The organism is Motilimonas pumila (assembly GCF_003596335.1).
Taxonomy (GTDB): Bacteria; Pseudomonadota; Gammaproteobacteria; order Enterobacterales; family CBDFNC01; genus Motilimonas; species Motilimonas pumila.
On sequence record NZ_QZCH01000023.1, the window covers coordinates 35,620 to 60,309 of the forward strand.

At 46.2% G+C, this 24,690-nt stretch carries 24 protein-coding genes; 14 read left to right on the forward strand and 10 right to left on the reverse strand.

The genetic code is table 11. The features are described from left to right. Positions 1 to 62 precede the first annotated feature (62 nt). The gene (locus D1Z90_RS15645; RefSeq protein WP_119911729.1) at positions 63 to 737 is read right to left on the reverse strand and encodes an NUDIX hydrolase; all 675 of its coding nucleotides are present in this window, start codon (positions 735 to 737) and stop codon (positions 63 to 65) included. A gap of 259 nt (positions 738 to 996) precedes the next feature. Between D1Z90_RS15645 and nadE the strand changes: the two genes are divergently transcribed. From nadE to D1Z90_RS15665, 4 genes are all read left to right on the forward strand, one after another. Beyond that, positions 997 to 1,827 (forward strand): NAD(+) synthase, encoded by an 831-nt coding sequence (gene nadE, locus D1Z90_RS15650; protein ID WP_119911730.1) that lies wholly within the window; start codon positions 997 to 999, stop codon positions 1,825 to 1,827. Between the two features lie 200 nt (positions 1,828 to 2,027). Then, a complete protein-coding gene (locus D1Z90_RS15655; RefSeq protein WP_158587162.1) occupies positions 2,028 to 2,666 on the forward strand; it encodes a UPF0149 family protein in 639 nt (212 codons plus the stop codon). Positions 2,667 to 2,696: 30 nt separating this feature from the next. Then, the gene (locus tag D1Z90_RS15660; protein ID WP_119911732.1) at positions 2,697 to 3,185 is read left to right on the forward strand and encodes a hypothetical protein; all 489 of its coding nucleotides are present in this window, start codon (positions 2,697 to 2,699) and stop codon (positions 3,183 to 3,185) included. 3 nt (positions 3,186 to 3,188) lie between these two features. After that, a complete protein-coding gene (locus tag D1Z90_RS15665; RefSeq protein ID WP_198419225.1) occupies positions 3,189 to 3,542 on the forward strand; it encodes a DUF6572 domain-containing protein in 354 nt (117 codons plus the stop codon). A gap of 56 nt (positions 3,543 to 3,598) precedes the next feature. Here the strand turns inward: D1Z90_RS15665 and rsuA are convergent, their stop codons facing one another. From rsuA to D1Z90_RS15685, 4 genes are all read right to left on the reverse strand, one after another. Next, positions 3,599 to 4,288 (reverse strand): 16S rRNA pseudouridine(516) synthase RsuA, encoded by a 690-nt coding sequence (gene rsuA, locus D1Z90_RS15670; RefSeq protein WP_119911733.1) that lies wholly within the window; start codon positions 4,286 to 4,288, stop codon positions 3,599 to 3,601. 51 nt (positions 4,289 to 4,339) lie between these two features. Then, positions 4,340 to 5,101, reverse strand: a complete 762-nt coding sequence (locus D1Z90_RS15675; RefSeq protein WP_119911734.1) for a transporter substrate-binding domain-containing protein — start codon at positions 5,099 to 5,101, stop codon at positions 4,340 to 4,342. 126 nt (positions 5,102 to 5,227) lie between these two features. After that, a complete protein-coding gene (locus tag D1Z90_RS15680; RefSeq protein WP_119911735.1) occupies positions 5,228 to 5,410 on the reverse strand; it encodes a hypothetical protein in 183 nt (60 codons plus the stop codon). A gap of 112 nt (positions 5,411 to 5,522) precedes the next feature. After that, positions 5,523 to 5,990: a 2TM domain-containing protein gene (locus D1Z90_RS15685; RefSeq protein ID WP_119911736.1), complete on the reverse strand. Its 468-nt coding sequence runs from the start codon at positions 5,988 to 5,990 to the stop codon at positions 5,523 to 5,525. A 525-nt stretch (positions 5,991 to 6,515) separates the two neighbouring features. Between D1Z90_RS15685 and leuA the strand changes: the two genes are divergently transcribed. The 4 genes from leuA to D1Z90_RS15705 all read left to right on the forward strand — a co-directional run bounded on the left by leuA (position 6,516) and on the right by D1Z90_RS15705 (position 11,513). Continuing rightward, complete coding sequence (gene leuA, locus D1Z90_RS15690; protein ID WP_119911737.1) at positions 6,516 to 8,183, forward strand: 2-isopropylmalate synthase; 1,668 nt, start codon at positions 6,516 to 6,518, stop codon at positions 8,181 to 8,183. 117 nt (positions 8,184 to 8,300) lie between these two features. After that, positions 8,301 to 10,046 carry a DNA repair helicase RadD gene (gene radD, locus D1Z90_RS15695; protein ID WP_119911765.1) on the forward strand — a complete coding sequence of 582 codons (1,746 nt, stop codon included), beginning with the start codon at positions 8,301 to 8,303 and terminating at the stop codon, positions 10,044 to 10,046. A gap of 60 nt (positions 10,047 to 10,106) precedes the next feature. Beyond that, complete coding sequence (locus tag D1Z90_RS15700; RefSeq protein WP_119911738.1) at positions 10,107 to 10,424, forward strand: antibiotic biosynthesis monooxygenase family protein; 318 nt, start codon at positions 10,107 to 10,109, stop codon at positions 10,422 to 10,424. Positions 10,425 to 10,529: 105 nt separating this feature from the next. Continuing rightward, positions 10,530 to 11,513 (forward strand): TDT family transporter, encoded by a 984-nt coding sequence (locus tag D1Z90_RS15705; protein WP_119911739.1) that lies wholly within the window; start codon positions 10,530 to 10,532, stop codon positions 11,511 to 11,513. Here D1Z90_RS15705 and D1Z90_RS15710 read toward each other — a convergent pair. Then, entirely contained in the window at positions 11,488 to 12,408 is a 921-nt protein-coding gene (locus D1Z90_RS15710; RefSeq protein WP_119911740.1) for a LysR substrate-binding domain-containing protein, read from the reverse strand. The two genes, D1Z90_RS15705 and D1Z90_RS15710, sit on opposite strands and share 26 nt — an antisense overlap. Positions 12,409 to 12,573: 165 nt before the next feature. Between D1Z90_RS15710 and D1Z90_RS15715 the strand changes: the two genes are divergently transcribed. Together D1Z90_RS15715 and D1Z90_RS15720 are read left to right on the forward strand one after the other, a co-directional pair. Beyond that, positions 12,574 to 12,954: a hypothetical protein gene (locus tag D1Z90_RS15715; RefSeq protein ID WP_119911741.1), complete on the forward strand. Its 381-nt coding sequence runs from the start codon at positions 12,574 to 12,576 to the stop codon at positions 12,952 to 12,954. Positions 12,955 to 13,029: 75 nt separating this feature from the next. Then, complete coding sequence (locus tag D1Z90_RS15720; RefSeq protein ID WP_119911742.1) at positions 13,030 to 13,260, forward strand: hypothetical protein; 231 nt, start codon at positions 13,030 to 13,032, stop codon at positions 13,258 to 13,260. A gap of 9 nt (positions 13,261 to 13,269) precedes the next feature. Here D1Z90_RS15720 and D1Z90_RS15725 read toward each other — a convergent pair whose 3' ends face one another. The 3 genes from D1Z90_RS15725 to D1Z90_RS15735 form a co-directional block, all read right to left on the reverse strand. Then, the gene (locus tag D1Z90_RS15725) at positions 13,270 to 14,412 is read right to left on the reverse strand and encodes a substrate-binding domain-containing protein (RefSeq protein ID WP_119911743.1); all 1,143 of its coding nucleotides are present in this window, start codon (positions 14,410 to 14,412) and stop codon (positions 13,270 to 13,272) included. Positions 14,413 to 14,566: 154 nt separating this feature from the next. Beyond that, complete coding sequence (locus tag D1Z90_RS15730; RefSeq protein ID WP_119911744.1) at positions 14,567 to 15,502, reverse strand: dihydroorotate oxidase; 936 nt, start codon at positions 15,500 to 15,502, stop codon at positions 14,567 to 14,569. 113 nt (positions 15,503 to 15,615) lie between these two features. Continuing rightward, a complete protein-coding gene (locus tag D1Z90_RS15735; RefSeq protein ID WP_119911745.1) occupies positions 15,616 to 16,377 on the reverse strand; it encodes a phosphatase PAP2 family protein in 762 nt (253 codons plus the stop codon). Positions 16,378 to 16,648: 271 nt separating this feature from the next. Between D1Z90_RS15735 and D1Z90_RS15740 the strand changes: the two genes are divergently transcribed. Next, on the forward strand, positions 16,649 to 17,053 hold the full coding sequence (locus D1Z90_RS15740) for a hypothetical protein (RefSeq protein WP_147378781.1): 405 nt from the start codon (positions 16,649 to 16,651) through the stop codon (positions 17,051 to 17,053). Between the two features lie 37 nt (positions 17,054 to 17,090). Here the strand turns inward: D1Z90_RS15740 and D1Z90_RS15745 are convergent, their stop codons facing one another. Beyond that, entirely contained in the window at positions 17,091 to 19,205 is a 2,115-nt protein-coding gene (locus D1Z90_RS15745) for a bifunctional diguanylate cyclase/phosphodiesterase (RefSeq protein WP_119911747.1), read from the reverse strand. Positions 19,206 to 19,592: 387 nt separating this feature from the next. Here D1Z90_RS15745 and D1Z90_RS15750 point away from each other — a divergent pair, with 387 nt between their 5' ends. From D1Z90_RS15750 to D1Z90_RS15760, 3 genes are read left to right on the forward strand one after another with little or no spacing between them, the layout of a single operon-like run. Continuing rightward, a complete protein-coding gene (locus D1Z90_RS15750) occupies positions 19,593 to 19,946 on the forward strand; it encodes a DUF7079 family protein (protein ID WP_119911748.1) in 354 nt (117 codons plus the stop codon). A 57-nt stretch (positions 19,947 to 20,003) separates the two neighbouring features. Continuing rightward, positions 20,004 to 20,912, forward strand: a complete 909-nt coding sequence (locus D1Z90_RS15755; protein WP_119911749.1) for a diguanylate cyclase domain-containing protein — start codon at positions 20,004 to 20,006, stop codon at positions 20,910 to 20,912. Positions 20,913 to 20,955: 43 nt separating this feature from the next. Next, on the forward strand, positions 20,956 to 24,639 hold the full coding sequence (locus D1Z90_RS15760) for a PAS domain-containing hybrid sensor histidine kinase/response regulator (RefSeq protein WP_158587163.1): 3,684 nt from the start codon (positions 20,956 to 20,958) through the stop codon (positions 24,637 to 24,639). The last annotated feature ends 51 nt before the right edge of the window (positions 24,640 to 24,690 follow it).

The following is a 24,690-nucleotide window of genomic DNA, read 5'->3' on the forward strand; positions in this document are numbered from 1 at the left end:
GACTTCCCTTTACGGGCCTGGGTTCTCCTCTTTTGTCTAACGTTAGCGCGATTCTTATTCCGTTAAGTAAGCGCTTTGGTGGGACTGCCTTTCATCAGTTGGTCAAAAAAGTACAGTTGCTTGGGCGCTGCCATGGCATACAGTTTGGCCGGGCGATTTTGACTGTGGTCTTTTTCGCCCGTTTCTAACATGATTTCCGGCCGGTTTAAACGACGCCGAAAAGCTGCCTTGGGCAGTTGAGTCTGTAAAATGGATTCAAAGCACTGCTGTAGCTCTGGCAAGGTAAAGCTAGCGCCCAAAAAATAAACCGGTAAGCTTGAATACTGGCTTTTATTGAGTAAGCGATTGAGCGCAGTCTCAACTAATGCCTTATGGTCAAAAGCCAGTTTTACTGGGCTGTTGAGCAAATCGTAAACGTTAACCCATTTGCAGTTGGCATGAACTTTTTGTTGGGGTCGAAACACCGCTAAATATAAGAAACAAACCGACCAACCTCTGGGGTCGCGATGGGGATCGGCTTGGCTGGATACTTGCTCAAGGTAGTGGGGTTGCAGTTGCGTTTTTTGTTGCAAGCAACGATTAACCGTATCGTCTAAGTGTTGATCTTGCTGTGGGGCAATACCACCGCCAATCAGCGCGTATTGATTGATAAAAGGTTCGGTCTTGCGCTGGCTAATAAGTAATTGCAGTTGCCCCTGCTGCAAACGAAAACAACATACTTCTATAGAGCCAATCATGACGCGATTCCTAGTGCTAAATACTTATTCAAAGGTTACTTGCAGTATAGTGCCTATTAGTACTTGGTGATAACTTATTTTTGCAGCATTTTATATGAGCTTGTCACTGTTGAGCTTTGAAGGGGGGCGTGATTGTGCTGCTTACGAGGCAAAGGGCGTAATTTTCACCTCCGTTCACTAAGTTCGGCTTTCAAGCGATGACTGATTTGCTATGATGGCCGCGTATTGATTCGTTCTGTGTTGCCAAAAGGAGTGTGCCATGAAGGCTGAAATTATCGCTGAGATGAAGGTGTTACCTGAGATTGACGTTAACTATGAAATTCAACGCCGAGTGGCGTTTATTCAATCTCGCTTAACTCAGTCGGGCTGCCGCTCATTGGTGTTAGGGATCAGTGGCGGGGTTGACTCTAGTACTGCGGGCCGTTTATGCCAGTTAGCTGTTGAGGGATTAAATCAGCAACAAAGTGATGTAGTGTATCAGTTTATTGCGATGCGTTTACCTTATGGCGTTCAGCAAGACGAAGATGAAGCGCAATTGGCCGTAGAGTTTATTCAACCCAGTCGCCGGGTGACGGTTAATATTGAAGCCGCGGTTGAAGGCATGCATCAAGCATCGGTCGCAGCGATGACTGCGGCAGGTTTGGACTTACCAGAGGCAGGCGCGGTCGATTTTGTCAAAGGCAATGTCAAAGCACGCCAGCGCATGGTGGCACAATATGAAATAGCGGGGTTGAGCCAAGGTTTGGTCGTTGGCACGGATCATAGCGCCGAAAATATCACTGGGTTTTACACCAAGTTTGGTGATGGGGCTTGCGATTTAGCGCCTTTATTTGGCTTGAATAAACGCCAAGTGCGGGCGCTGGCGAATGCCCTTGGCGCTCCTGCTGTGTTAGTAGACAAAGCGCCGACGGCAGATTTAGAAAGCTTAAAGCCCCAGTTAGAAGATGAAGTGGCTTTGGGCATGAGCTATGAGCAAATTGATGATTTCTTAGAAGGTAAGCCGGTTCCCGCCGAGATAGAAACCAAGCTTATCGGCATTTATCAACGCACTCAACATAAGCGCCAGCCAATCCCTACCGTTTACGATTAACTGACTCCTATGGCGCTGAGTTTGATACTTAGCGCCTGCTTGGAGTAACACCTTCAATGCGTTTGGTCGTTGTTGCCCGTTGATTGAATCTTTATTGATAGTCCCCAAGAGCTAAGTGCAAAAGGGCGGAGCCAAGACAAAAGTTGCAACCGAGGCGGGTTCGCGAGAAAATGCCCCTTTTGCCGAATTGGAACCTGCTAGTGGAACTTGCCTCAACCCTTAGTCAGCAAGATGAAGTGCTGCTGTCAGCATGGTTAAACAGTGCTGAAACCCCTACCAATACGTTTTCGTTAATGGCTGTGAAAGGCTTCTTTTTTGCACTAGTGGCTGCGCCGCAACCGGTAGAAACTGAAACTTGGCTAGCCAGTATTCTGGGTGGTGAGCTACCTGACGATGTCGCAGAAGACAAACTATTTGCGTTGATCACTTTACACAACCAAATAGGCCAACAGGTATACGAAGACGGTTTTTCTTTGCCTGAACAGTTAGAGTATTCGGAAGAGTTTTCAGCCAACTTCTTGGCTGGTCATCCGTTGCACGAATGGTGTTTAGGTTTTGCCCTTGGCGCGGCTTTTTATGCTCAAGATATGCTGGATGCGCTGCCTGAAGATGACGAGCTGTTTGAAGCGTTTTCGATGGCGTATATGACGTTGAGCTTCTTTGCCAACAAATCTTCGGCGGAAACGATTGTTGAAATTCAAGGTGAAGGCGACTTGCACGTATTTAGCAAAGAAATCTACGAGCTGATGCCTGATTTTTCTGCGGGTTTTGCTGCTTTAGTGGAAGAAACGGCGTTAGCGTCTGGTGTGATCGCAGAAGATGATTGGGAAGACGAGTAGGTTTTAAGTGCGTACAAGGAAGGTATTTACGTGATTAAAGATATCACTGAATGGATTGCTCAGTTACAGCAACAAACGCAAGCCCACCAGCAAACTTGTGAAGTATTGGCGCCGCAACTTAATGGCTATTTCCCCGCTGATTTTTTGCAGCAAAGTCGGTTTATGGTTGTCGATAATTTACCTATGCCTAGTTTATCAGGGATCAAAGGCGTATTAGCGAAGCGGTGGCTGCCAAAAGAACTTAGCGCTATCGCATATCCAGGATGTTATTACATTCTGCGCTCAGAACAACAAAACTGGTCGGAACATTGTCGCCAGCTTGTGCATTTAGCGCAGTTACAGCATCTTGGTACAGAGGCTTATTTAACGCTGCTTTATCAACAAGTATCCGAGCAAGGTTTTGAACAAGCCAGTTTAATCAAAATGGCTGGCCAGGTGGCGCAACACTTTGAGCAAGGCAGTAATTTAAGTAACATTCCGGCATTAATTAAACAAAGTTTAGCAACCGCTGAGGCCTAACCCATGAGCATAGAGCAAATAGACCAGATAGACTTGATTAGCATCGACCAAGCGAACGAAACCTTGGTGCTAACCATATTAGATACCTTGCCTTGGGATGATGAAGATGTGCACCTGTTCGCATTGCAATGCAAGATAAATAAGTACCTAGACTTTATTAAAACCGGAGAGGTTTACCAAGCCGAACCGGAAGCTCAAGGAATGCGTATGGCGATAGAGCTGATCTGTAAATATCGCCCACATCAAGCGGCGACCGAGTTTCTCGCCAAAGTGGAAACCATGTTATACGACGATACGCGGGTGAAGTTTAATTATGGCCCGAACTTGAGCACGGGTTATCTTGATGCAGATTCGTAGGGTAACCAATAAAGGTGGCACTATGACCACCTTTATCGTTTTGAATGCCTGTACTTTTATGTAAAGCTGGCCACTTCGTCAGCCGTTAAATAGCGCCATTCTTGCTCTGCCAAACCTTGCAGACTAATGCTGCCAACATTTGCTCGATGCAATCCCACCACCTTATTACCTATCGCTGCAAACATACGTTTTACCTGATGATATTTACCTTCACTTAAGGTCACGGTTACGGATAATGGCTCATGGATAACCAATTGTGCCGGTAGCGTCGCTTTATGCTCGTTACGTAGCATAATGCCCTCAGCAAATTGCTCTACCGCTTCTGCTGCAATGGGCTCGGCGAGTGTGACTTGATAGACTTTTTCACACGCGTGTTTAGGAGACGTAACCTTATGTGACCATTGGCCATCGTCGGTCAGTAATACCAGACCTGTGGTATCAACGTCTAAGCGCCCGGCGATATGTAGCTTATGGGCATGGGGTGAGTGAATCAATCGCATTACGCAGGGGTATTCTTCATCTTGCGTAGAGCAGACATAACCGGCCGGCTTGTGTAACACAATATACTGAGGCCCAATCAAGCTAACGACTTGATCGTTAAACATCACCTCGTCGCTGCTGGCCACCTTAGTGGCAGCTTGTGTCACTAATTGTTGGTTAATTTTGACCATGCCCACCTTGATGCAGCGTTTGGCTTCTGCTCGGGTAAGGTTTTTGGTTTCACAGATAAATTTGTCTAAGCGCATGAGGCCTCCTTGTGCGAGCGAATGTAAGGCAACGGTCGCAGCTTGGCAACTTTATTCCGAGATTAGGCCATAGTTATGATCTAATAAGGTGATGCCATAGTGGTGAGCAAGCTCTGCAAACCTACCGGACTCGCGCAAGGTATTTAGGTAATCGTTTAATTCTTCGGCAGTAATTTTAGCATTGGGGTGTAATATCGCCATGTGGCGATATTTCTGATCCCATTTCTGAGAGATTAACAGCTGCTTGCGTTTCTCTGGCCATAACTTGAGGTGATACTGCAGGTATGACCATGTGATTGGCGCAATGTCGGCGCGCTGACGGGTGATCGCGGCAATGCTGGCTTGGTTATTATTCACAAATACCGTTTGATATTGTTGATCTAAGGATGCTTTATCTGTTTCAAAATTGACTAACTGATAATGGTAACCGGCCACCAAGGTTAAGGTTTTACCATCAATATTATCAAAGTAACTTTGACCACGATCGGGCACGTTTTGAGTAATGTAGACTTCGCCGTCGTCAAAATTAAGTGGCACGGCCTTGACGTCGAAGTTTTGCCAGCCCCACGACAAGTCTTCAAATAGCATCATTTGAAAGCGACCTCGGGCATACGCCGCATGACGATGGGAGGCAGAAGTAGAAACAAAAACGAAATGGTATTTGTTTTGCACACGATTAAGCGCGGCAATCAAGTCGATGCTTAAGCCGGAGTAGTCGCCATAGCTTTTCACATTTACGTAAGGGGAAAAATGATAGCCGCCGACATAAATAGTGGTTTGTTTATTCGCCCAACTTGGCAGTGCCAGCATCATTATACTGACAAACCAAACGATCTGTAAGCGTCCCAATTGCAACGATCTCGTTTTTGTCGATTTTAGATATTGTTTATTTATTTTTCGGTTAATTACCAGCGAGATCTCACAATTATTTAATTTTTGTTAAATGGGTTGGTTTTTAGTTTCTTCCCATATTGGCGTAAATATTACCTGGTTTGCATGGCTTGCGCTGGCATTAAAACTGTGAGATTTAGCGTCAGTATGATCAAGTATAATTTCTTTTTTCACATTGTGTTTGATGTGTGACTTTTTGTCATAATCTGCAGTAAAGATAATGTGTGCCATATCAGCCCCTAATCATGTGGATGTTTTAACTATAAAACAAACCTCAAAATCGGCTATCTAGGAATACCCATATAAGGGGGCTGAATATGAAAAACATAAATAGAAAAGGGGGTTATAGCTTCCTTCCTAAGCGCTTTTCGATTTGCTTTTTCTCCCATTCAGGGCCAAATAGATTGAATACTTCAAATGCACTGATGCCATGAAAAACAATGCCGATGCCCCAACCTAATGCTGGCCACCATGCCCAAATATAACTGGGATCGAGGAAATAATTGAGTGCAAACAAAAAGCCAATCACTGCCAGGTAGGTGATTAAGTTGGAATAAAAGCCTTTAATGGCTCGCACTTGTTCAATGGCGGTGGCTTCTTCTTCGGTAATATTAACGTCAGTTTTCATATCGGGCTCCGTTTGTAGGTCTGAGACGTGAATTTCAAACACAGCCGCCAATGATTTTAATGACTCTAAGCCAGCTGTTTGACCTTGCTCAATTCGCTGAATGGTTCGAACACTTAATCCACTCATTTGCGATAATTGCTGCTGTGACCAACCGCGTTGTAACCTGAGTTTCCTAACAATCATTATCACTTCCTTAGCTGTTGTTTAGACCTAGCATACTCGTTAGCTCTGGGCGTCAGTGACGACATCCTCCTGACATTTACATGACAGTATATATATTTCAATAACTTACGATTGTTTTTTATTCAGCTAACACTCTTAAAGATTACTAGCATGGCACTTATGAGGGCGCTTTTAGCGCATTGTTTATGGCTAAAACCGCCGTTTCGCTCGACATATTTTAAGTATAGCCTTGCCAGTCGGCTGCAGTACTCAGTGCGCTTGTTATCTAAAAGGGAGCAAGTTGCTGTCGAGACAGATTGCTGTTGACCATTTCATTGCTGCCTGAACTTGCGCGGCCAAAATTACGCGATATTAGGATGGGGAATTGCAATACCCGGAGTTTTTAAGGGCTATTATTGCTAGATTTTTACTTATATTGTTTTTTAATGTTAAAAGATTGTCAAATAAAGCTACCTTCGCAAAGTTATTGCGCTTTGGGCTGGTTATACTGGCGTTATGCCCAGATAGATTAGCTTAGAGGATGCCATGTCGTCATTTAACCATCACAAATACCGCGCTTTTCAGCCAATAGCCATGCCCAACAGGCAATGGCCAGACCAAGTAATTACTGCTGCCCCTGCATGGTGTAGCGTTGATTTACGAGATGGTAATCAAGCCCTGATCGACCCGATGACGGTTGAGCAGAAAAAGCAGTTGTGGGGGCAGCTTGTTAAAGTCGGTTTTAAAGAAATTGAGGTGGGCTTTCCAGCTGCGTCACAGCCTGACTTTGATTTTGTTCGATGGTTGATTGAGCAAGACCAGATCCCAGAGGACGTCACCATTCAAGTGTTAACTCAGGCGCGACCGGCTTTGATTGAACGTACGTTCGAAGCATTGGTGGGAGCCAAAAAAGCCGTTGTGCACTTGTATAATTCGACCTCAACGGTGCAGCGTGAACAAGTCTTTCAATTGGATCAAGCCGGTATTATCGACATTGCAGTAAAAGGCACCGAGTGCGTTAAAGCATTAACGAAAAAATACCCGCAGACCGAGTGGACGTTGCAGTATTCTCCGGAAAGCTTCACCGGCACTGAACTTGAGTTCGCAGTGGAGGTTTGCGATGCAGTTGTCGCAACCTGGCAACCTACGCCGGAGCATAAGATGATTGTGAATTTACCGGCAACAGTAGAAATGGCGACGCCGAACGTTTACGCCGACCAAATAGAATGGTTTGGTAACCATATTCAGCAGCGCGAGAGCATCATCATTAGCTTGCACACTCATAACGATCGCGGTTGTGGGGTGGCTGCTGCCGAGTTGGGGGTGATGGCCGGAGCAGACCGAGTAGAAGGCACCTTGTTGGGTAATGGCGAGCGCACCGGCAATATGGATATCGTCACCATGGCGATGAACTTATACAGCCAAGGTATTGACCCTGAATTGGACTTTTCTAACATCGACGAAGTCGTACAGGTGGTAAAAGCTTGTACTCAGCTACCTGTGCACCCTCGGCATCCGTACGCCGGTGAATTGGTGTTCACGGCGTTTTCTGGCAGCCATCAAGACGCCATCAAGAAATGTTTAGCAAGACGCCAAGATGACGATATTTGGAACGTGGCTTATTTGCCTATCGACCCTCGTGATTTAGGCCGTGATTACCAAGAAGTGATTCGCATTAATAGCCAGTCAGGCAAAGGGGGGATCGCTTGGATCCTGGAGCGAGAACTTGGCGTGCAATTGCCGCGGTGGGCCCAGATCGAGTTTAGTCAAACGGTGCAGCAGACTGCGGAGCAAACTGGCGCAGAGGTTAGCCCAGAGCAGATTAGTCAATTGTTTAAAACCACCTACATACAACTTGAGGGGCCTTATCAATTAGCGGAGTACCAAGTCACTCGTAAGCAAACCGATCATGTGAAAGCCAGTTTGTTGCTACAACAGCAAACCGTTACGGTGGAAGGCATAGGTGCTGGTGCTTTGGCAGCCTTTGTGAATGCTCTGCAGCAGCACAGTGGGCTAAGCATAGAAGTGCTCGACTTTGCGGAACATGCCTTAAGCAAAGGCACTGACTCAGAGGCAGTGACGTATGTATTGGCGAAAGTGAATGAGCAGCGAATTCTTGGTATTGCACAGCACCAAGACACCATGACGGCAAGTTTGAACGCAATTTTGAATGCGGTGAATCAGCAGCAGTTAGCACAGCAAGTTGCTGCATAAATGTATTTTGGGGACGAACCGTCCCTAATATCGATTTCAGTAGTCCCGAATGTCAACGTGGCACAGCTTGAAAGGGATAGGGTAGAATATGCCCTCTCCAGAATGTCAGGCGGTGCCATGTCGGTTTACCAATTACGTAACTATCAGCAAGCTGCGGTCGATGCCACCTTAACCCACTTTCGTGGCAGTGATGCTCCCGCAGTGATTGTATTGCCCACCGGAGCAGGAAAGAGCCTAGTGATCGCTGAGCTCGCAAGTCTAGCGAAAAAAAGGGTGCTGGTACTGGCCCACGTTAAAGAGTTGGTGGAGCAAAACCATGATAAATACCAAAGTTATGGTTTAACCGCAGGCATTTTTTCTGCCGGCTTAAAGCAAAAAAATACCCAGCATCAAGTGACTTTTGCCAGCGTGCAGTCTGTCTCTCGAAACCTGGCTGCCTTTAGCCAGCACTATTCCTTGCTGATAATAGACGAATGTCATCGCGTGTCTGACGACAGTGACAGTCAATATCAGCAGGTTATCGCTCAGTTACAGCAGTTTAATCCACGATTAAAAGTGCTGGGCTTGACCGCTACGCCTTATCGCATGGGAGTGGGGTGGATTTATCAATATCATCATCATGGTATTGTTCGAAGTTATGAAGCACGTGTGTTCAAACACTGCATTTATGAGCTTCCCTTACGCTACATGATTAAGCACGGTTACCTCACGCCACCGCAATGCATCGACGCCAGTATTGCCATGTATGATTTTTCAAGCCTGTGCGCTACGCGTAACGGCGAGTACAAACGTGATGAGGTCAATACTTTACTGCGCCAGCAGCAGCGGGCGAGCTTGAGTATCATTGAGCATATTCTGCAGCAAGCTCAACCCCGTAAAGGCGTGATGATTTTTGCCGCAACGGTTGCCCATGCCCGTGAGTTACTGGGTTACCTAGCCGGTCAAAGTTGCGCGTTGATCACGGGGGACACGCCCCTAGGAGAACGTGATGCCATCATCCAGCAGTTTAAGCAGCAAGAAATTAAGTTTTTGGTTAACGTAGCCGTATTAACCACAGGATTTGACGCGCCTCATGTCGACTTCATTGCCATTCTACGACCAACCGCTTCGGTCAGTTTATATCAGCAAATTATTGGTCGAGGCCTGCGTTTAGCGCCAGATAAAACGGATTGCTTGGTGATTGATTACGCTGGCAACCAATTTGATTTATTTTATCCTGAGGTAGGCGAACCTAAGCCTGCCAGTGATACTGAGCCTGTGCAGGTGCTGTGCCCTGCTTGTGGCTTTGGTAACATCTTTTGGGGGCGTACCGATAACTCTGGCAAAGTGACGGAACATTTTGGACGTCGTTGCCAAGGCCTTTTTGAAATGGAAGGTGAAACGCCGATGGCTTGTGACTATCGTTTTCGATTTAAAAGTTGTCCGCAATGTAATGCAGAAAATGACATCGCTGCTCGTCAGTGTCATGAGTGTGGCCAAGTCTTAGCGGATCCTGATGATAAGTTGAAAGCTGCGTTAAAGTTAAAAGACGCAATGGTGATCCGATGCGCGGGCATGGTTTTAAGTGAGCAACAGGGCAAACTACTGATTCGTTATGTGGATGAAGACGGCACCGAGTTAACCGAGCGGTTTGACTTTAAGCACTCGGGGCAGGTGCAAGTATTTAATAGAGACTTTGGTAAGCGCCTCTGCTGTGCAAATAAACCGGCAAGAATTGAACAACTGGCCGTTGCGTTGCAGTTTGCTGAGCACTTTGTAAAACCGGATTTTGTGGTTGCCAAAAAGCACAAGCATTTTTGGCGTATTAGTGACAAGATTTTTGATTATGAAGGCCCATACCGTAAAGCCAATGAGTTGAGCTAAGCGCTTATTTGATGGCCTAACGCTGCGGCTCCGTGGCGTTCAACAACCAAGGAATGAAGCATGAGTTTGATCGTAACCACCCCTGCACCTCCTTATTACAGCGTAATATTCACTTCTTTATTGTCACCCGACGACCAAGGTTATGGTGAGATGGCAGATCGCATGGTGCAGCTTGCCCATCAACAAGACGGCTTTCTCGGCGTGGAGTCGGCGCGAGGGGAAGTGGGGATCACAGTGTCTTACTGGCGCGACTTAACGGCAATCAAAGCTTGGAAAGCAAACAGTGAACACTTGGTGGCACAAAAAATGGGCCGAGAGCGCTGGTATCAAAGCTTTACTTTACGCATTGCTAAAGTGGAGCGGCAATACAGTATGTAGTTTTGAATAAGTGTTAATAAAAATTGAACGAGGTGGTAAAAACGTTCAAATATTATTTTTTGTATCGGCCCGTTAGAATGGCGTCATTGTTTAGGAGGCTTATACATGAAACACATCAAACTGCGCACACAAATGATTCACACGCCAATGGCCGGCTTAGCGTTAGCAATCGCGAGTTTAGGTTGGGGTTGGGATCACGTGATGCCCGTTCAAGGTTTTCAAATGGGCTGCAGCTTGGTCGCCAGCGCATTACTCTTGATGTTGGTCGCCAAATTTCTATCACACCCTAAACACCTGCTTGAAGATTTGGCTCACCCTGTGGTGGGCAGTGTAGTTCCTACGTTTGCCATGGCTACCATGGTTGTCGCGAGCACCCTCGCGAGTCGCCAAGCAGGCTTAGCCAATGCGTTATGGTTATTTGCCGTGGTGTTACACTTAACCTTTTTAGTGCTGTTTAGTTACCATCGTAGCCGCCAATTTAAGATGGCAGACATGGTGCCAAGCTGGTTTGTGCCTCCGGTGGGCATTATTGTCGCCGCTTTAACTTGTCCACAACCTCAGTTTCAGCCGTTGGCGACAGGGTTGTTGTATTTTGGTTTGGCGTGTTATGCGGTGTTATTGCCCTTGATGGTGTATCGATTGCTGTGCTGCGGCAGTTTGCCCACTGCGGCTAAACCTACTTTTGCCATCATGGCTGCGCCTGCAAGCTTGGCGCTAGCGGGTTACTTGAGCATCATAGAACAACCTAACCCTGCCGTGTTATACCTCTTATTACCATTGGCGTTAGCGATGACAGCATTACTTTATTTGGCCTTTTTTAGTTTACTCCGACTGCCATTTAGCCCTGGTTACGCGGCGTTTACTTTCCCCACGGTCATTGGTGCTACGGCGTTGTTGAAGTTGTCTGATTATTTGCAAACCTTGCCTCAAGGCCAAGGTGTTAGCCAAGTGTTGTATCAAATAGGGCAAGTGGAGCTGATGATTGCGACGGCAGTGGTATTGTACGTAGCTGGTCATTACTTATGGGATCAAATTAAACACCAACGGGGTTTTGCTGCTCGTATCATGAGTGAGTTGAATCAACCCTAGTTGAACGACAATCATCATTGGCCACTTGTTTACAGTGGTCGACAAAAGCTTGAAACAACGGGCTTTGGTGTTTTTTATCCTGATAGACTAGATAAAAGGGCCGATATAATGGCGCGGCCATATCGAGTACCGCCACTTTCCCACTTGAAATAGCGTCATTAGCCGCTAATTCGGATAAGCAGGACAAGCCGAGTCCTGCTGCCACACTGTTAATGATGGCTTCCGGTTCATTCAGCTCTAAGGTAATTTGCCATAAAGTTAAATGCGGGCTAACGGCTTGTTGAAATAGCGCTCGGCTACCAGAGCCATCTTCTCGCAGTACCCAGTTTTGCTGATCTAATGCGGCAATGGCCAGTTGATTTTGTTGGCTTAGGGGATGATCAGGCGCAGCAATGATCACCATTTTATCTTGCCTTAAAAGCTCAAGGCTTTGCCCCGGTAAGCATACGCTGGCTTCGATTAAGCCTAAGTCGAGCTCATAACTGGCCACCAGTTTACAGACGTCACGGCTATTGAGGATATTGAGTTGCTGGCGGGTATGCCCTGTGGTTTGGCGAAAAGTCGCGAGGATCTTAGGCATTAAATGGTTGCCAATGGTTTTGCTACAACCTATGGCTAGCTCACCGCTGAGGTGTTCAGCTTCAAATAAGGTTTCAATTTCATTACTGCGACTGAGTAACTCATCGGCCAAGGGCAATAAACGCTCACCATTAGCATTGAGTTTAAGGCTATTGGGAAGCCGTTCGAACAAATCTACTTGGAGCTGCTTTTCCAACTCTTTTAATGCCATGCTGACTGCGGGTTTGGTTAAAAACAAGCTGTCTGCGGCTTGACCTATATGAGCCGTGCGGGCGAGGGTGGCAAAGATACGCAATTGTTTTAAGGTGATATTCATAAAGCTATTCGCAGCGCAGTTTATTTTATCTTGGCGTATTGGTGACTAAAATGAAATGCTTATTTTATGGCTTCTGTGAAGCGAATAAGCGCCTGTGACTGTTATCAGATAAGATTATCGGGCAAACTAGGGCATCTTCTTCGTCATAAATATAAGGATATGATTATGACACAAGCGATTCAAACTCCATTACGTACCCTATTGGCAGGCTTAGAAAACGCGCCAAGCAGCCAAGATACGCTGTGGCCTATTTTTCTTAATACCTTGTTTCATGTGCCGCTTAACAAGGTGAATACAGCTACAGGCCAACAGTTTACGTTAGCGTTAGCGCCTTCCAAGGTGAATGAGAACGTAAAAAGCTTGTTGGTCTCTGAAGATAAAGCCGACGTTGCTTTGTTTAGCTCTGAAGTGACCCAAGTACAGGGCGGTGAGCTTATTCAGCGCTTGCCTGCAGGGGTTGAGCTTATTCTGCCTTTTGGAGAAAACGCCTTCACTATTTCAGCTGAGACCGTGACTTGGTTACGTCAAAACGCTGTGCCTGCTTAGGCCTTCACCGTTCGTAGTACAACGCTTGGTGACGCTAAGAAGCTGACGTTTCGACTATTGAAGCTTGGACTCATCATGCTTGGTGAGTCTGTCGCCACAATATTGCTCGCCATCGCGCTGTTCGGTTTTCTGGCTTTGTGCTGGCTGACTTGGTCGCAGCTTCAAGTTGAATCGGTCAGCGCGTTGCTCAAGGTCAATGTTGACGACATTTGGCCCATGCTCTGGCTAATCTTATTATTTTTGGGTGCCAACGTAATTGCTTATCTCGCTTGCGCGTTTCGCAGCATGCTAAAAAAACTTAAATGAACTCGTGCTCTACTGCGAGTAGCGAAAAGCTCTGGCTTTAAGTTGCTCCAACTCCACCCGGCTTATGTGTTTGTCGACCACCACAAAATCCCCCGAATAAATTTGCGGTACTAGCGCCCCTTGGCCCTCTAAATCGAGCTGAATGGCATCCGCCATGGCCACGCCATTGTCGTCGTTCATGCGCATTACGGTGACGTCTATTTCGCCCGCCAATAATGCCTGTAATTCAGACTCTCCCCCTCCCCAACCATTCAACATGACTTCGCCTTGGCGGTTTTGCTCTTTGATGGCGTCTAATACGCCAAAAGCAACGTCAGTGGCGCTGGCGTAGATGAACTTCACTTTAGGATGGCGGATTAAAATTTGTTTGGCACTTTTGTATGCTGAGCGACGTGAGGCTTTGGTGTAATAGCTGTCAGTGAGGGTTAAGTCGCTTTGCTGCTGCATCACTTTATTAAAGTAATGACCACGAGCATCACTGATGTAACCAGGCGACCACATCACGGTGGCAAATTGATCGTTAAAGTCGGTCCGAGCCTGATAGTAGTTAGCTAATAATTGTGTGCCGGTCGCGTGGTCAAAACCAACGTATAAAAACGGCTGTCGTGGCCAAGTTTTTACGGGTGTGGTGATGTTCTGCAAAATCAGCTTGGTGGTGTTCAGCTGCAAAATCCGCTCTATTAACGTGCCGTGTTGCTTCGCATCTAACGTGAAAATGATGTAGTCAGGCTGAAACCTGTGGGCTTTTTGTAGCAGCCTTTGTTGCTGCTCTAACGCGGAAGCCGGCTTGGTATGATGAGCTTGAAGGTGATATTTGATACCTGCCTCTTTCAAGCGAGCGGTGAAAGACTCAATACTGCGGCGCCAATAGTCTGAAATTTGCTTACCAGGATAAATAACAAAAATTTTAACTGGAATATCTTGGCTGTGAACGAAAGGTTGGCTTTGCAGCCTGACGCGTTCAGCGAAAGCTTGGCTTAATTTCTGCTGCTGGGGATATTGCTGCCAATATTCTTGTAATGGCCAAAAGGCATCATGATGGTTCGCAAGTACTGACGGTACGGTAAAGCTAGCAATTCCTAACAAGCTACAAATTAAATATTTAAAAAAATAAAATGCTAACAGCTTGTATTTCGACACGAGAATGATCATAGAATCTTTTATAGTTATGTATAACCTCAATAACTCTATGATGTTTCCTTGGCGCTTTTGAGCTTAATTTGATGTCTTTGTGAGTCAGATAACAGCAAATAGATTGATCAGTCTTGAGTCTGTGCAGCTGATCAACCTATCTCATTAGTTCTACCTACAGTGCTTTAAGTTTACCTTTGGCATCACTCAGCTGTTGATAGCCTTTTTTCGCCATAAAGTCCGATAGCTCTTGCTCGATGCGTTGAAAGCAGCTTGGCCCCTCTTTCTCAAAGCAGGTCGCGATTTGCACCGCATCGGCACCGGCTAACAAATACTCAAACGCATCGCTGCCCGTTTTGATACCGCCTACGCCTATGATGCCCATATCATCACCAAGTAGTTGGCGAAACGCGCGTACGTTCGCCAGACCAATTGGCTTAATATAGTCGCCGCAGAGGCCGCCGTAACCGCCTTTCGGTTTGATGACTGGGCTCTCGGTTTCAGGGTCGATCACCAAGGTGTTGCCGATAGAGTTTACGCAAGTTATGAATTTGACTGGGTAGCGTTTAATGATGGCAGCCATGGACTCAAAGTGTGACATATCAAAATATGGCGCCAGCTTAATGCCAATGGGTTTATCGCCTAGCTGGCAAAGCTGTGACAGCGCGGCTTCGGTTTGTTCAAAGTCGTAAGCGATTTGCGGCTTGCCAGGAATGTTAGGGCAAGAAAAGTTAACTTCGAGTAAGTCAGCATCAGACTGTTGGAAAGCCGTTACCATGGTACGGTTTTCGGCAATGCTGAACCCTGAAATACTGATCACTACCGGTTTGCCCATAGCTTTTAGGCTTGGCACCATGTCTAGATAGGCTTGGTAGCCAAGGTTTGGTAGGCCCATCGATTGAATTGAGCCCAAGGGTAAATCGCGGTATCTGGGCTCTGGATTGCCTTGGCGCGCTTCAAAGGTACATGATTTGGTGACAATGGCAGCGGCTTGGCTGTGGCCGATAATATTAAGCTCTTCGGCGGTGGTACATTTTGGGCCAGAAGCGTTCATAAGGTATGAAGATAAGGCGACGCCGGCCACGGAAGTTTGCAAATTAACTGCGCTCATGCGGTTTCCTAAAGAGTCAAATTTGAAGAGCGCTTATTGTGCCTATATAACCAAAGTGGGGTTTGATTTACAGCAAGAACTGCGCCGTTTATGGTGCCGCTCTTGCAGATATATTAGTCGCGAGTAACCCCGGTAGAACGATGCGCCTCGGCCAGCTTTTCAGCTCTGGCTTTGATTCGCAGTTGGTCCTTATGCTCTTTATTTTGCAGTATTTTAAAGCCCATTGCTGCTGCTAAGCTGGCTATTACTGCGCCTACGATCAGGTCTTCGGGGCGATGAACGTTGAGCAGCAGACGGCTGTAACATACGATGTAAGCCCAACACAACAACGCCCATGCAGTACGATGACGTTGATCACGACGAAAAATTGCGAAGAAGTAGAGCCCTAGCGTCAAAGCAATTACGGTATGAATAGAAGGCATGGCATAACCCGTTTCCATGACCCAATCTCGCTTCACAAACTCAGGCACTGTGAGTGCTTGGCTCAGTGCTGCTTCCATGGTGCTGATTTTATCATCATGATCTTGTTGATAATAATCTTGGCTTAATAAGCCAGCTTGTTGCAACATTGCTACATTCGGTCTGGGCTCTGCAATCAGGTTTTTAAGGCCCCACGCCAATAAAATGGCCACGGATAATACGGGGAGAATACACAACAAGTGACGCCAGCATTGACGTGCGGTGGTCGCAGAATGAATTGCCAATACGATTAAACTGATAAAAACGCCATGAATCGAGCCGGTAAAGCTCACTGAACTGATAATAGTGCCAAGGGTGTCATTGGCTGGTAATAAATTGAACCAATCATAACCCAGTACATAGCTAAGTGAAGAAAGGGCTAATACCAACAGACTGATCAGGGCAGGCAACCACATAAACAATGTTCCTCGTTCGCGAATTTCGGCGCTAGTGTAAACCTGCCAGCACGCTAGCACAATCAAGGGATAAGCCAAGTTGCTGAAGATATGAGCTAAGGGTATAACTTAGTTGATGTTTTATTTCTTTTTTTTAGATGAAACTGCTTTTTTGTTAAGCACTTCCCTGTTTCATTTTGGATTTTGCATTATGGTTCAGCGGCTAATTTGTAGACAAAAGCCACTCAAAATAAAAAACAGGGACTTTGATCGGGAAGGTCAAAGAAAAAAAATGGACGATAAGATAAAAAGAGATCCACTCCTACTTGAGTATTTACAACAGAGTAAGCCATTACAAGCGCAACAACATTTAATGGATACTTACGATATGTCGGTAGTTGAGGCCTCGTGTCAGGTACGTAAACTGCAATATCAACTCAGTGTAAGCTCATCTGTACGCCTCTACCGTAGACTGCTGCGCCTATTACAGACCTTGGCCCTGGTGGCTTTATTATATGCACTGATGCTTTGGCTAAACCCAGAACAAGCATGGCAAGGGCTGGGTGAAGTATTTACAGGGGACAACCTGGCAACGCTTGTGGTCGGAGGGGTTGCTTTGGTGCTGGTGAGCCAATGGCTGCATCGGCGCAGTATCAAAAAGCAGCGTAAAGCACAAAACCATTACGCGATTCGTTAAATTCAGATGAAGTTACAAACGGCCGTAAGGTTAACCTCTAATGAGGGTTAGTCATGCGGCGTTTTTGATTGAGTTTGCTTTGGTGTAAGAATTCTTTGACGTTGCGCTCGTTAGCGGGTTTGTGTAAGTAGAAACCTTGTAAGAGGTCACAACCGAGGTCAATCAACATATCTTGTTGTTCAGCTGTTTCTACACCTTCGGCGAGGGTCGTGATATTAAAGGTATTAGACACATCTAAGATGGCTTTAATCAAGGCCTGATTTTGCATCGAAACATCAATGCCATCAACAAAGCTGCGGTCAATCTTTAAGCCGTGTACCGGCAATTTGTGCAGGTAACTCAAAGATGAGTAACCCGTACCAAAGTCATCAATCCATAGCGTAAAGCCAGCGCGGCGTAGTTTTTCTAGTTGCTGACAACAGAAATCGATGTCGGTTAATAGCTTGGTTTCAGTAACCTCAAGAATAAAACGGGTAGGGCTAATGTCGTATTCACTTAAGCAATACAACAGCGACTCTGCTAATTCGGGGTTATTCAACAAACTCGCAGAAATGTTAATCGATACTTTGAACTGCTCTCGACTGTCCTGCAAATTGGCTGTAAAAGCTTGGCAGCTGCGTTCTATCACGTAGAAGGTCAACTCTTCTATCAAGCTGGGAAACTGCTCTGCGATAGGAATAAATTTCCCCGGAGAAACCGCGCCCAGTTTAGGGTGATTCCAGCGCACTAAGGCTTCTGCACCAATCAATTGGTGTTGTTGATCAAATACCCCCTGATAAAGCACATAAGGCTCTTCGGCTTTAATCGCTTTAGACAAAGCTATGCGAATAGCTTCAGGATCCCACTCCGCTTGAGATTCATTTGGGTTATAAATTTTATAGGAGTTAACGCCGTGGTTTTTGGCCGCGTGTACCGCGATGTTGGCAGATTTTAATAAGCTGTGGAAATCATTGCCGTGCAGTGGGCTATTTGCAATGCCGATATTGAGGCTAATCTGATGAGCGTTTTGCTTGGTAGACAAGGCATGTTGGCTGAGTAAAAGTAATTGGTCTGCCAAAGCTATACTTTGTTTTTCGGCAATTTCATTGCAGAAGATCACTACAAACTCATCGGCACTGAGTCTAGCGACCAGGGCATTATGAGAAATTTTAGTGACCACTTTCGATAACCGCACAGCAAAGGCTTTTAAGGTTTCATCACCTTCTTGGTAGCCTAATGCATCGTTGATCTTTTTAAAGCCGTCTAAGTCAATGGCAGCCATGCTAACTTGTTGGTTTTGTGCTTGACTAAGCAGGGCTGTTGACTGCTGGATGATGCCTTCTCGATTGTATAATCCGGTTAAGGCATCAAACCAGGCTAGCTGGGTCATTTGTTGGTAATTGTGTAGCAGGTTGTCCCGCATTCCTTGCAGCGCGCGGGATAGGTCGCCCACTTCATCTTGGCGAGTCATGGCTAAGTTAATGTCGTATTCGCCTTCACCTAGGCGTTGGCTGCGAGTAGCCAATTGGCGAATAGGCCGAGCGAAGCTGTTCGAAATCACGTTACTGACCATTAGGGCTAACAAGGTCGCCACTAAAGAAGCCAAGATCACTTGAATCAAAAACAGGGTTGAACTGTCTTCGAGACTGCCGGTCAAGTTACTTTTCAGTACCGCAGTGTCTTGGTTTTTATCAAAAGGTAAGCCCAGCAGCAGCATGTGATTAATTTCACCATCAGCACTTTTAATAGGGTAAAAAATATTCACGATACCGTCTTTAATGAGTTCGGTTTGATACTGCATTTTAGGCACGCCAACTGGCCAGGGTTGCTGCTGATAGGGGCCGACGAGCTTTTTGTTTTCATCGTAGATAAAGGTATAGCTGAGCAAACCTTGATCGACTAGGTCTGCCAGTTTTAGCAAGCTGCTGAGCTGGCCAATTTGGCTGTTTTCGCTGAGTTGAGTGGCGAGGATCTCGCTGGTAATACGACCTTGGTGGCGCACTTGCGAGATCAAGGTATCGGCGACCTGTTGCTGCGCAGCTTGATTAAACTGCTTGGTCATTTCGTTGCTGATATTGATAAAAATCGCAATAAACACAATGCACAATACAACCGTCAAACTTAGCAAGGTAATATTGTACTTAAGCTGTAATGGAAAACGATTTTTTAGCAACGCGGCATCCTTGAGGGTGACATCCGGACAATCCGGTCCCTTATTTTACTTGTTTGTGCTCAGTCTAACGGTGAAATCTATGTCATGTTTTTTTAGTCCGCTTAATGCTACCTGTCTCGGCCTTGGGTTGGGAGTTTTTGTTGCAATAAAAAGGCATGAAAATGGCAAATTTGTGAGCTGCGTTTTTTCTGACATCGATAAAATTCTCAGCATGGGCTAGCACTACAAGGTATTTCGGTGTAAACACGCGCTGAGATGACTATATTAATAACAAGTGAAATTTTTGTGATGTTTGCTAATTTTTGTCAAATAGTTGAATTAGCTCCTATTATGAAGTTAGAACTGTCGTTATGATGACTTTAATACTTTGGTATAGGGTTTTTACTAGTGTTACAAGAAACAGAGCGTCGACATTCAGTTTGGTTAGTCATGTTACAACTGTGGCACAAGGCTTCCTTTTCTGTTGCAGAACAAGATCATATGCTCGATTGTTTGTTGGACAGTGGTTTCAGTATCAACGAGCTAGACGACATATATCGCTACGAAGTGGCGCCTGTGGTTTGGTGGCATAGTCACGAAGCTCTGAACGAACAATACTTCTGCCAGTGCGCTCAAGCCTGTCATCTCAAGCGTGATTCACAACTCTATCGCCTCAGTTGCCAAATTGGCATTCCACTATTTTTAGCCCACACTTCTAAACAGTGGCAACAACTGAAGCAACAACTCATTCGTTTTGTCTAAGCCGGCTGGCTAGAGAGTTAGTGAGCGACGGTGCTACGTTTGGCCTGGAGAGCACTAATGGAAGAACAAAAAAGTCGCATTCTGATTGTTGATGACGAAAAGGTAAACCTCGCCATTTTGGTTGAGTTGCTGAAAGATAAATATCACACCCTCGTGGCCAAAAGCGGCCAACAAGCGTTAAAACGCGCCTTCACCGCTCCTCATCCAGACCTGATTCTTCTTGATGTAATGATGCCAGAAATGGACGGTTATCAAGTTTGTCGAGAGCTGAAAAATAACCCTGCAACGCAAGACATTCCAGTGGTGTTTATAACTGCCAAAGATACCGAAACGGACGAAGAGCAGGGCCTTAAGGTCGGTGCTATCGATTACATTACCAAGCCTTTTAGCTGTCCGATCATCCGGGCGCGGGTACATAACCATTTAGAACTTAAGCGCCGCGGCGACCTGCTTAAAATGCTCAGTGATAAAGACCCGTTGACTAATATTGCCAACCGCCGTTGCTTTGATAATTTCTTAAGAAAGAAGTGGAGTATAGTTCAGCGGGCAGAGCAGAGCTTAGCCTTGTTGATGATAGACATCGATTACTTCAAAGACTTTAATGACTTCTATGGCCACTTAGAAGGCGATCAATGCCTTAAGCAAGTGGCACAATTGATGGTGAATATCCCTATTCGCGATACCGATTTGGTCGCACGTTTTGGTGGTGAAGAGTTTGCGGTCGTGATGCCTTTGTCAGACGAAGCAGGTGCAGAGCAATTGGCGCAAAAGCTGATGACTGCGCTACAACAGGCAAATATTGCTCATCGCCATAGCCAGGTATCTGAACAGTTGACCTTTAGTATCGGTCTCGCGGTGATGCGACCGACATTAGATGATACCATTGAGTGTTTGATAGAGCGCGCCGATAAAGCCTTGTACCAAGCTAAGCATCAGGGTCGCAATCAATACGTTATCAGTTCCTGATAGGTTATACATGTTCAGATTCTCACATTCCTTAGCAGCCAAAATGCTGCTGATTTTTATCGCCACCGCCACGGTGGGCTTGTCTTTGATGTTTGCTACTCTGGAGTATCGCCACTTCAGCAAAGAGCGTGAGTCACTCTATCGCCACCTCGATCAATTGGTGTCAGTCCAGTCAGATGCTTTAGGGACTCATTTATGGAATTTGGATAATGATGCTTTAGCCGTCGCCCTTAACTTTATTGCCAATGACGACGCTTTTGCTCACGCAATTCTTACCGACGAATTAAATCAGGTATTGCTAGAGCAAGGGGAGCCTGTGAGCGCTGAACAGGCGGTTAACAGCATTAGCATCAGTAAGCATATTCGGTATCAATATGGTAAAGACTCATTGGTGATGGGCTCACTCAAGGTTGTTTTCTTGGATGACAAGATTCGCCAAAATAGCTTGGGAAGAATCTGGTCTGATATTGCCATGTTATTGGTTTTTATTGTCTTTATTGCTGTGGTGTCATTGCTTAGTACCCATCGAATGCTGGGGATCCCTCTCAAAAAATTATTGTATTCGATTCACAGCATGGCCGAAGGTAAAGATATTAAAGCGGTCAGCTGGCACTCCAACGATGAGTTAGGCCAAGTTATCAGCGCCTATAACGAGTTGATAGTACAGCGTGAGAAGGATGAGCGACGGATCCGAGAAGGGGACGTAAAAACCCAAGCTATTTTAAATAACGCGACCGCTATTTTTTATCTGAAAGACCAAGATAACCGCTTTGTTTTTGTTAACCGCAGCTTCGAGCGTTTGTTTCAATTAGAGTCCTCGCAAGTGATCGGGAAAACGGCTGATGAAGCATTCACCGATCCCAAGGTAAAGTTGTTTTTCTTAGGCGATAAGGACATTCAAGCTTCGCTCCACAGCGACGAATTGGAAGTGGAAATTGAATTACACGGCCAATCATTTACCTTTTTACGCAGCCGGTTTGCTCTGTTTGATGATGATGGCCAAGTGAATGGCGTGTGTGGCACCGCAGCGGATATATCTGAGCGCAAGAATATGGAGCGCGCACTAAGAGAAAACGAAGCCAGATTGCGCCATGTGTTAGATATTAGTCCGATTGGGGCGGGGATCATGCACCAAGAAGACGGTAGCTTGTTGTATGCTAACTCGCAATTGTATGGTTTGCTGGGATCTGACGTATCGTTTTTATTAGGCGCAGATTCCCACCGTTCGCGCTGGGCCGACGAAGACGAGCGCCTCAGTTACTTAGCGGAATATCAAGCCACTGGGCGGGTGCGGCCGCGAGAGGTGCAGTTAAAAGACAGCAAAGGCGAGTTATTTTGGGCCATTATGTCGGTAGACCGATTAGTGCAAGCCAATCAACAAGGTTTATTGTTGTGGTTGTATGATATCAGTGACCGCAAAGCCGCTGAGCAGCAACTCGAAAAACGGGTCGTCGAGCTGGAGTTGGCTCGTCAAGAGACTGACAGCGCGATTCTTGCCCTTGAAACCGCGAAATCGGAAGCGGAGCAAGCTAACCAATATAAAAGCGATTTCTTGGCCAATATGAGCCATGAAATACGGACGCCGATGAATGCCATCATTGGCTTAAGCCATTTGGCATTAAAAACGGAACTTGACGAATCGCAGCAAGATTATCTCAATAAAATTAAAGCTTCCTCTCGTAATTTGCTGGGTATCATTAACGATATTTTGGATTTTTCTAAGATAGAAGCTGGCAAGCTTGAATTAGAGAATGTGCCATTTGAATTGGCCAACGTGTTGGAGGAAGTCTCCGCGCTTTCGAGTACCTTAGCCGAGGAAAAAGGGTTAGAGCTGCTGGTGCATTGTGAGCCAGAGGTGCCGATGCACTTGCTGGGCGATCCGCTGCGTTTAACTCAAATTTTGACCAACCTTACCGGTAACGCAGTGAAGTTTACCCATCAAGGCGAGGTGGTGATTAAGGTGAGCCATAAGCCCATCAATAATCAGCAAGCTCGATTGGTGTTTGCGGTTAAAGATACCGGCATAGGTTTAACCCAAGAGCAGGCTGCTAATTTGTTTGCGTCTTTTACTCAGGTTGACGCGTCTACTACCCGTAAATATGGTGGCACAGGTTTAGGTTTGGCCATTAGTAAGCAATTGGTGCAGCAAATGGGTGGTGATATTTGGGTTGCCAGTATCATCGAGCAGGGCAGCACGTTCAGTTTTTACATCGACTTTGACATCGACCTACAGCCAAAAATGAAGCCACAACAGGATGCTTTGGTTGGCAAAAAAGTATTATTGGTGGACGATAATGAGTCTGCCCGGGTTATCTTTACCGAAATGCTGCAACATTTCGGCGTAGAAGTGAGCACGCTCACCTCGGGGTTAGCGGCGATTGAGCATTTACAGCAGCCTCATTGCACCCAATACGACCTTATTCTAATGGACTGGAAAATGCCTGGTCTCGACGGCATAGATACGTGTAAACGCTTATCTACGTCAGCCCAAGCTGAAGCATTGCCGGCGATTGTGATGGTGACTGCGTTTGGGCGTGAAGAAGCGATTCAGCAAGCCAGCGGCACCAATATTGCGAACTTCATTACCAAACCTATCAACCAAGATGCTTTGTTTAATACCTTGCACGCCTTGTTGTTGGGGGAGCATTTTCAGTTACCTTCTCGCACAACAGACCATCACGCTTTGCTTCGTGGCCGAGTATTACTAGCAGAAGACAACATTGTTAATCAACAAGTGGCGCGAGAAATGGTGACTGGGTTAGGGCTGGACATTGAAGTGGTGAGCAATGGTGCGCTGGCTGTAGAGAGGATAGGCCAGCAACGTTTCGATCTAGTGCTCATGGATATTCAGATGCCCGAGATGGACGGTTATCAAGCCACTCGCACCATTCGTGCCACGGATACTCAGCTGCCCATCGTGGCGATGACGGCGAATGCCATGTCTGGGGATAAAGAAAAGTGCCTGGCGCAAGGCATGAATGATTATATTAGCAAGCCTATCGACCCCGATGCCTTGTACCGGGTGCTCGCGCACTGGTTGCACCCGGCGAAGCAGCCCGAATCTGATGATGAATTGGTGCTCGAGCCTGCTTTGACGCAACCTAAGTCTAGTGCTGAACCTAGTCAAGACCATTGGCGTGAACCGCCCCCTTGGGTGGATATAGACAGCGTGCTAAAACGCCTAATGGGCAACCAAGCATTGCTCATTGAGTTGCTTGCTGAGTTTGTACGCTGCCATGAGCAAGACTTGAGTTTGTTACAAGAAACGGTAAAGCAGCAAGATAAAGCCGAATGCCATCGCTTATTGCACGGTTTAAAAGGCTCTGCTGGTAATATGGGGCTGACTCGCTTACATCAAATTAGTCAGCGAGAAGAACAAGCTATTCAACAAGCTCAACAGCATTTCGAGTTGGATGAACAATTTTCTGCTGACTTTGAAACCATCATGTTACAGCTCAGTTATTGGCTCCAGCAACATCAAGAGCATGCTGCGCCAGAAGCTGAGATAGCCAAGTTGTCGCAGTCTGAGATTGAGCAAGAGCTTGAGCAAGTGCTCTCATTGCTAGAGACGTCATCAGGCTCTGCGCAAACGACATGGCAAGCGTTAGCCCCTCATTTAACCGAGTTAGATCCTACTGGTAAGCAACAAGTGGATGAGCTAATTGATGACTTTGAATTTGAACAAGCTTACGACTTGTTATTAGAGCTGTTGCAACAAGCAGAGTAAGCTTAGCGTTTACTCTGCTTTATTTGTGAGGCTGCCAGGGAATGACCTGCT

Excerpts from the sequence above, each read along its gene's own strand:
- D1Z90_RS15645 (WP_119911729.1), bottom strand. The coding sequence starts at position 737 with ATGATTGGCTCTATAGAAGTATGTTGTTTTCGTTTGCAGCAGGGGCAA.
- D1Z90_RS15680 (WP_119911735.1), bottom strand. The coding sequence starts at position 5,410 with ATGGCACACATTATCTTTACTGCAGATTATGACAAAAAGTCACACATC.
- D1Z90_RS15735 (WP_119911745.1), bottom strand. The coding sequence starts at position 16,377 with ATGTGGTTGCCTGCCCTGATCAGTCTGTTGGTATTAGCCCTTTCTTCA.
- nadE (WP_119911730.1), top strand. The coding sequence starts at position 997 with ATGAAGGCTGAAATTATCGCTGAGATGAAGGTGTTACCTGAGATTGAC.
- D1Z90_RS15720 (WP_119911742.1), top strand. The coding sequence starts at position 13,030 with ATGCTTGGTGAGTCTGTCGCCACAATATTGCTCGCCATCGCGCTGTTC.
- D1Z90_RS15700 (WP_119911738.1), top strand. The coding sequence starts at position 10,107 with ATGAGTTTGATCGTAACCACCCCTGCACCTCCTTATTACAGCGTAATA.
- D1Z90_RS15715 (WP_119911741.1), top strand. The coding sequence starts at position 12,574 with ATGACACAAGCGATTCAAACTCCATTACGTACCCTATTGGCAGGCTTA.
- D1Z90_RS15705 (WP_119911739.1), top strand. The coding sequence starts at position 10,530 with ATGAAACACATCAAACTGCGCACACAAATGATTCACACGCCAATGGCC.
- leuA (WP_119911737.1), top strand. The coding sequence starts at position 6,516 with ATGTCGTCATTTAACCATCACAAATACCGCGCTTTTCAGCCAATAGCC.
- D1Z90_RS15730 (WP_119911744.1), bottom strand. The coding sequence starts at position 15,502 with ATGAGCGCAGTTAATTTGCAAACTTCCGTGGCCGGCGTCGCCTTATCT.
- D1Z90_RS15675 (WP_119911734.1), bottom strand. The coding sequence starts at position 5,101 with ATGATGCTGGCACTGCCAAGTTGGGCGAATAAACAAACCACTATTTAT.
- D1Z90_RS15755 (WP_119911749.1), top strand. The coding sequence starts at position 20,004 with ATGGAAGAACAAAAAAGTCGCATTCTGATTGTTGATGACGAAAAGGTA.
- radD (WP_119911765.1), top strand. The coding sequence starts at position 8,301 with ATGTCGGTTTACCAATTACGTAACTATCAGCAAGCTGCGGTCGATGCC.
- D1Z90_RS15710 (WP_119911740.1), bottom strand. The coding sequence starts at position 12,408 with ATGAATATCACCTTAAAACAATTGCGTATCTTTGCCACCCTCGCCCGC.
- rsuA (WP_119911733.1), bottom strand. The coding sequence starts at position 4,288 with ATGCGCTTAGACAAATTTATCTGTGAAACCAAAAACCTTACCCGAGCA.
- D1Z90_RS15740 (WP_147378781.1), top strand. The coding sequence starts at position 16,649 with ATGGACGATAAGATAAAAAGAGATCCACTCCTACTTGAGTATTTACAA.
- D1Z90_RS15685 (WP_119911736.1), bottom strand. The coding sequence starts at position 5,990 with ATGATTGTTAGGAAACTCAGGTTACAACGCGGTTGGTCACAGCAGCAA.
- D1Z90_RS15760 (WP_158587163.1), top strand. The coding sequence starts at position 20,956 with ATGCTGCTGATTTTTATCGCCACCGCCACGGTGGGCTTGTCTTTGATG.
- D1Z90_RS15725 (WP_119911743.1), bottom strand. The coding sequence starts at position 14,412 with ATGATCATTCTCGTGTCGAAATACAAGCTGTTAGCATTTTATTTTTTT.
- D1Z90_RS15665 (WP_198419225.1), top strand. The coding sequence starts at position 3,189 with ATGAGCATAGAGCAAATAGACCAGATAGACTTGATTAGCATCGACCAA.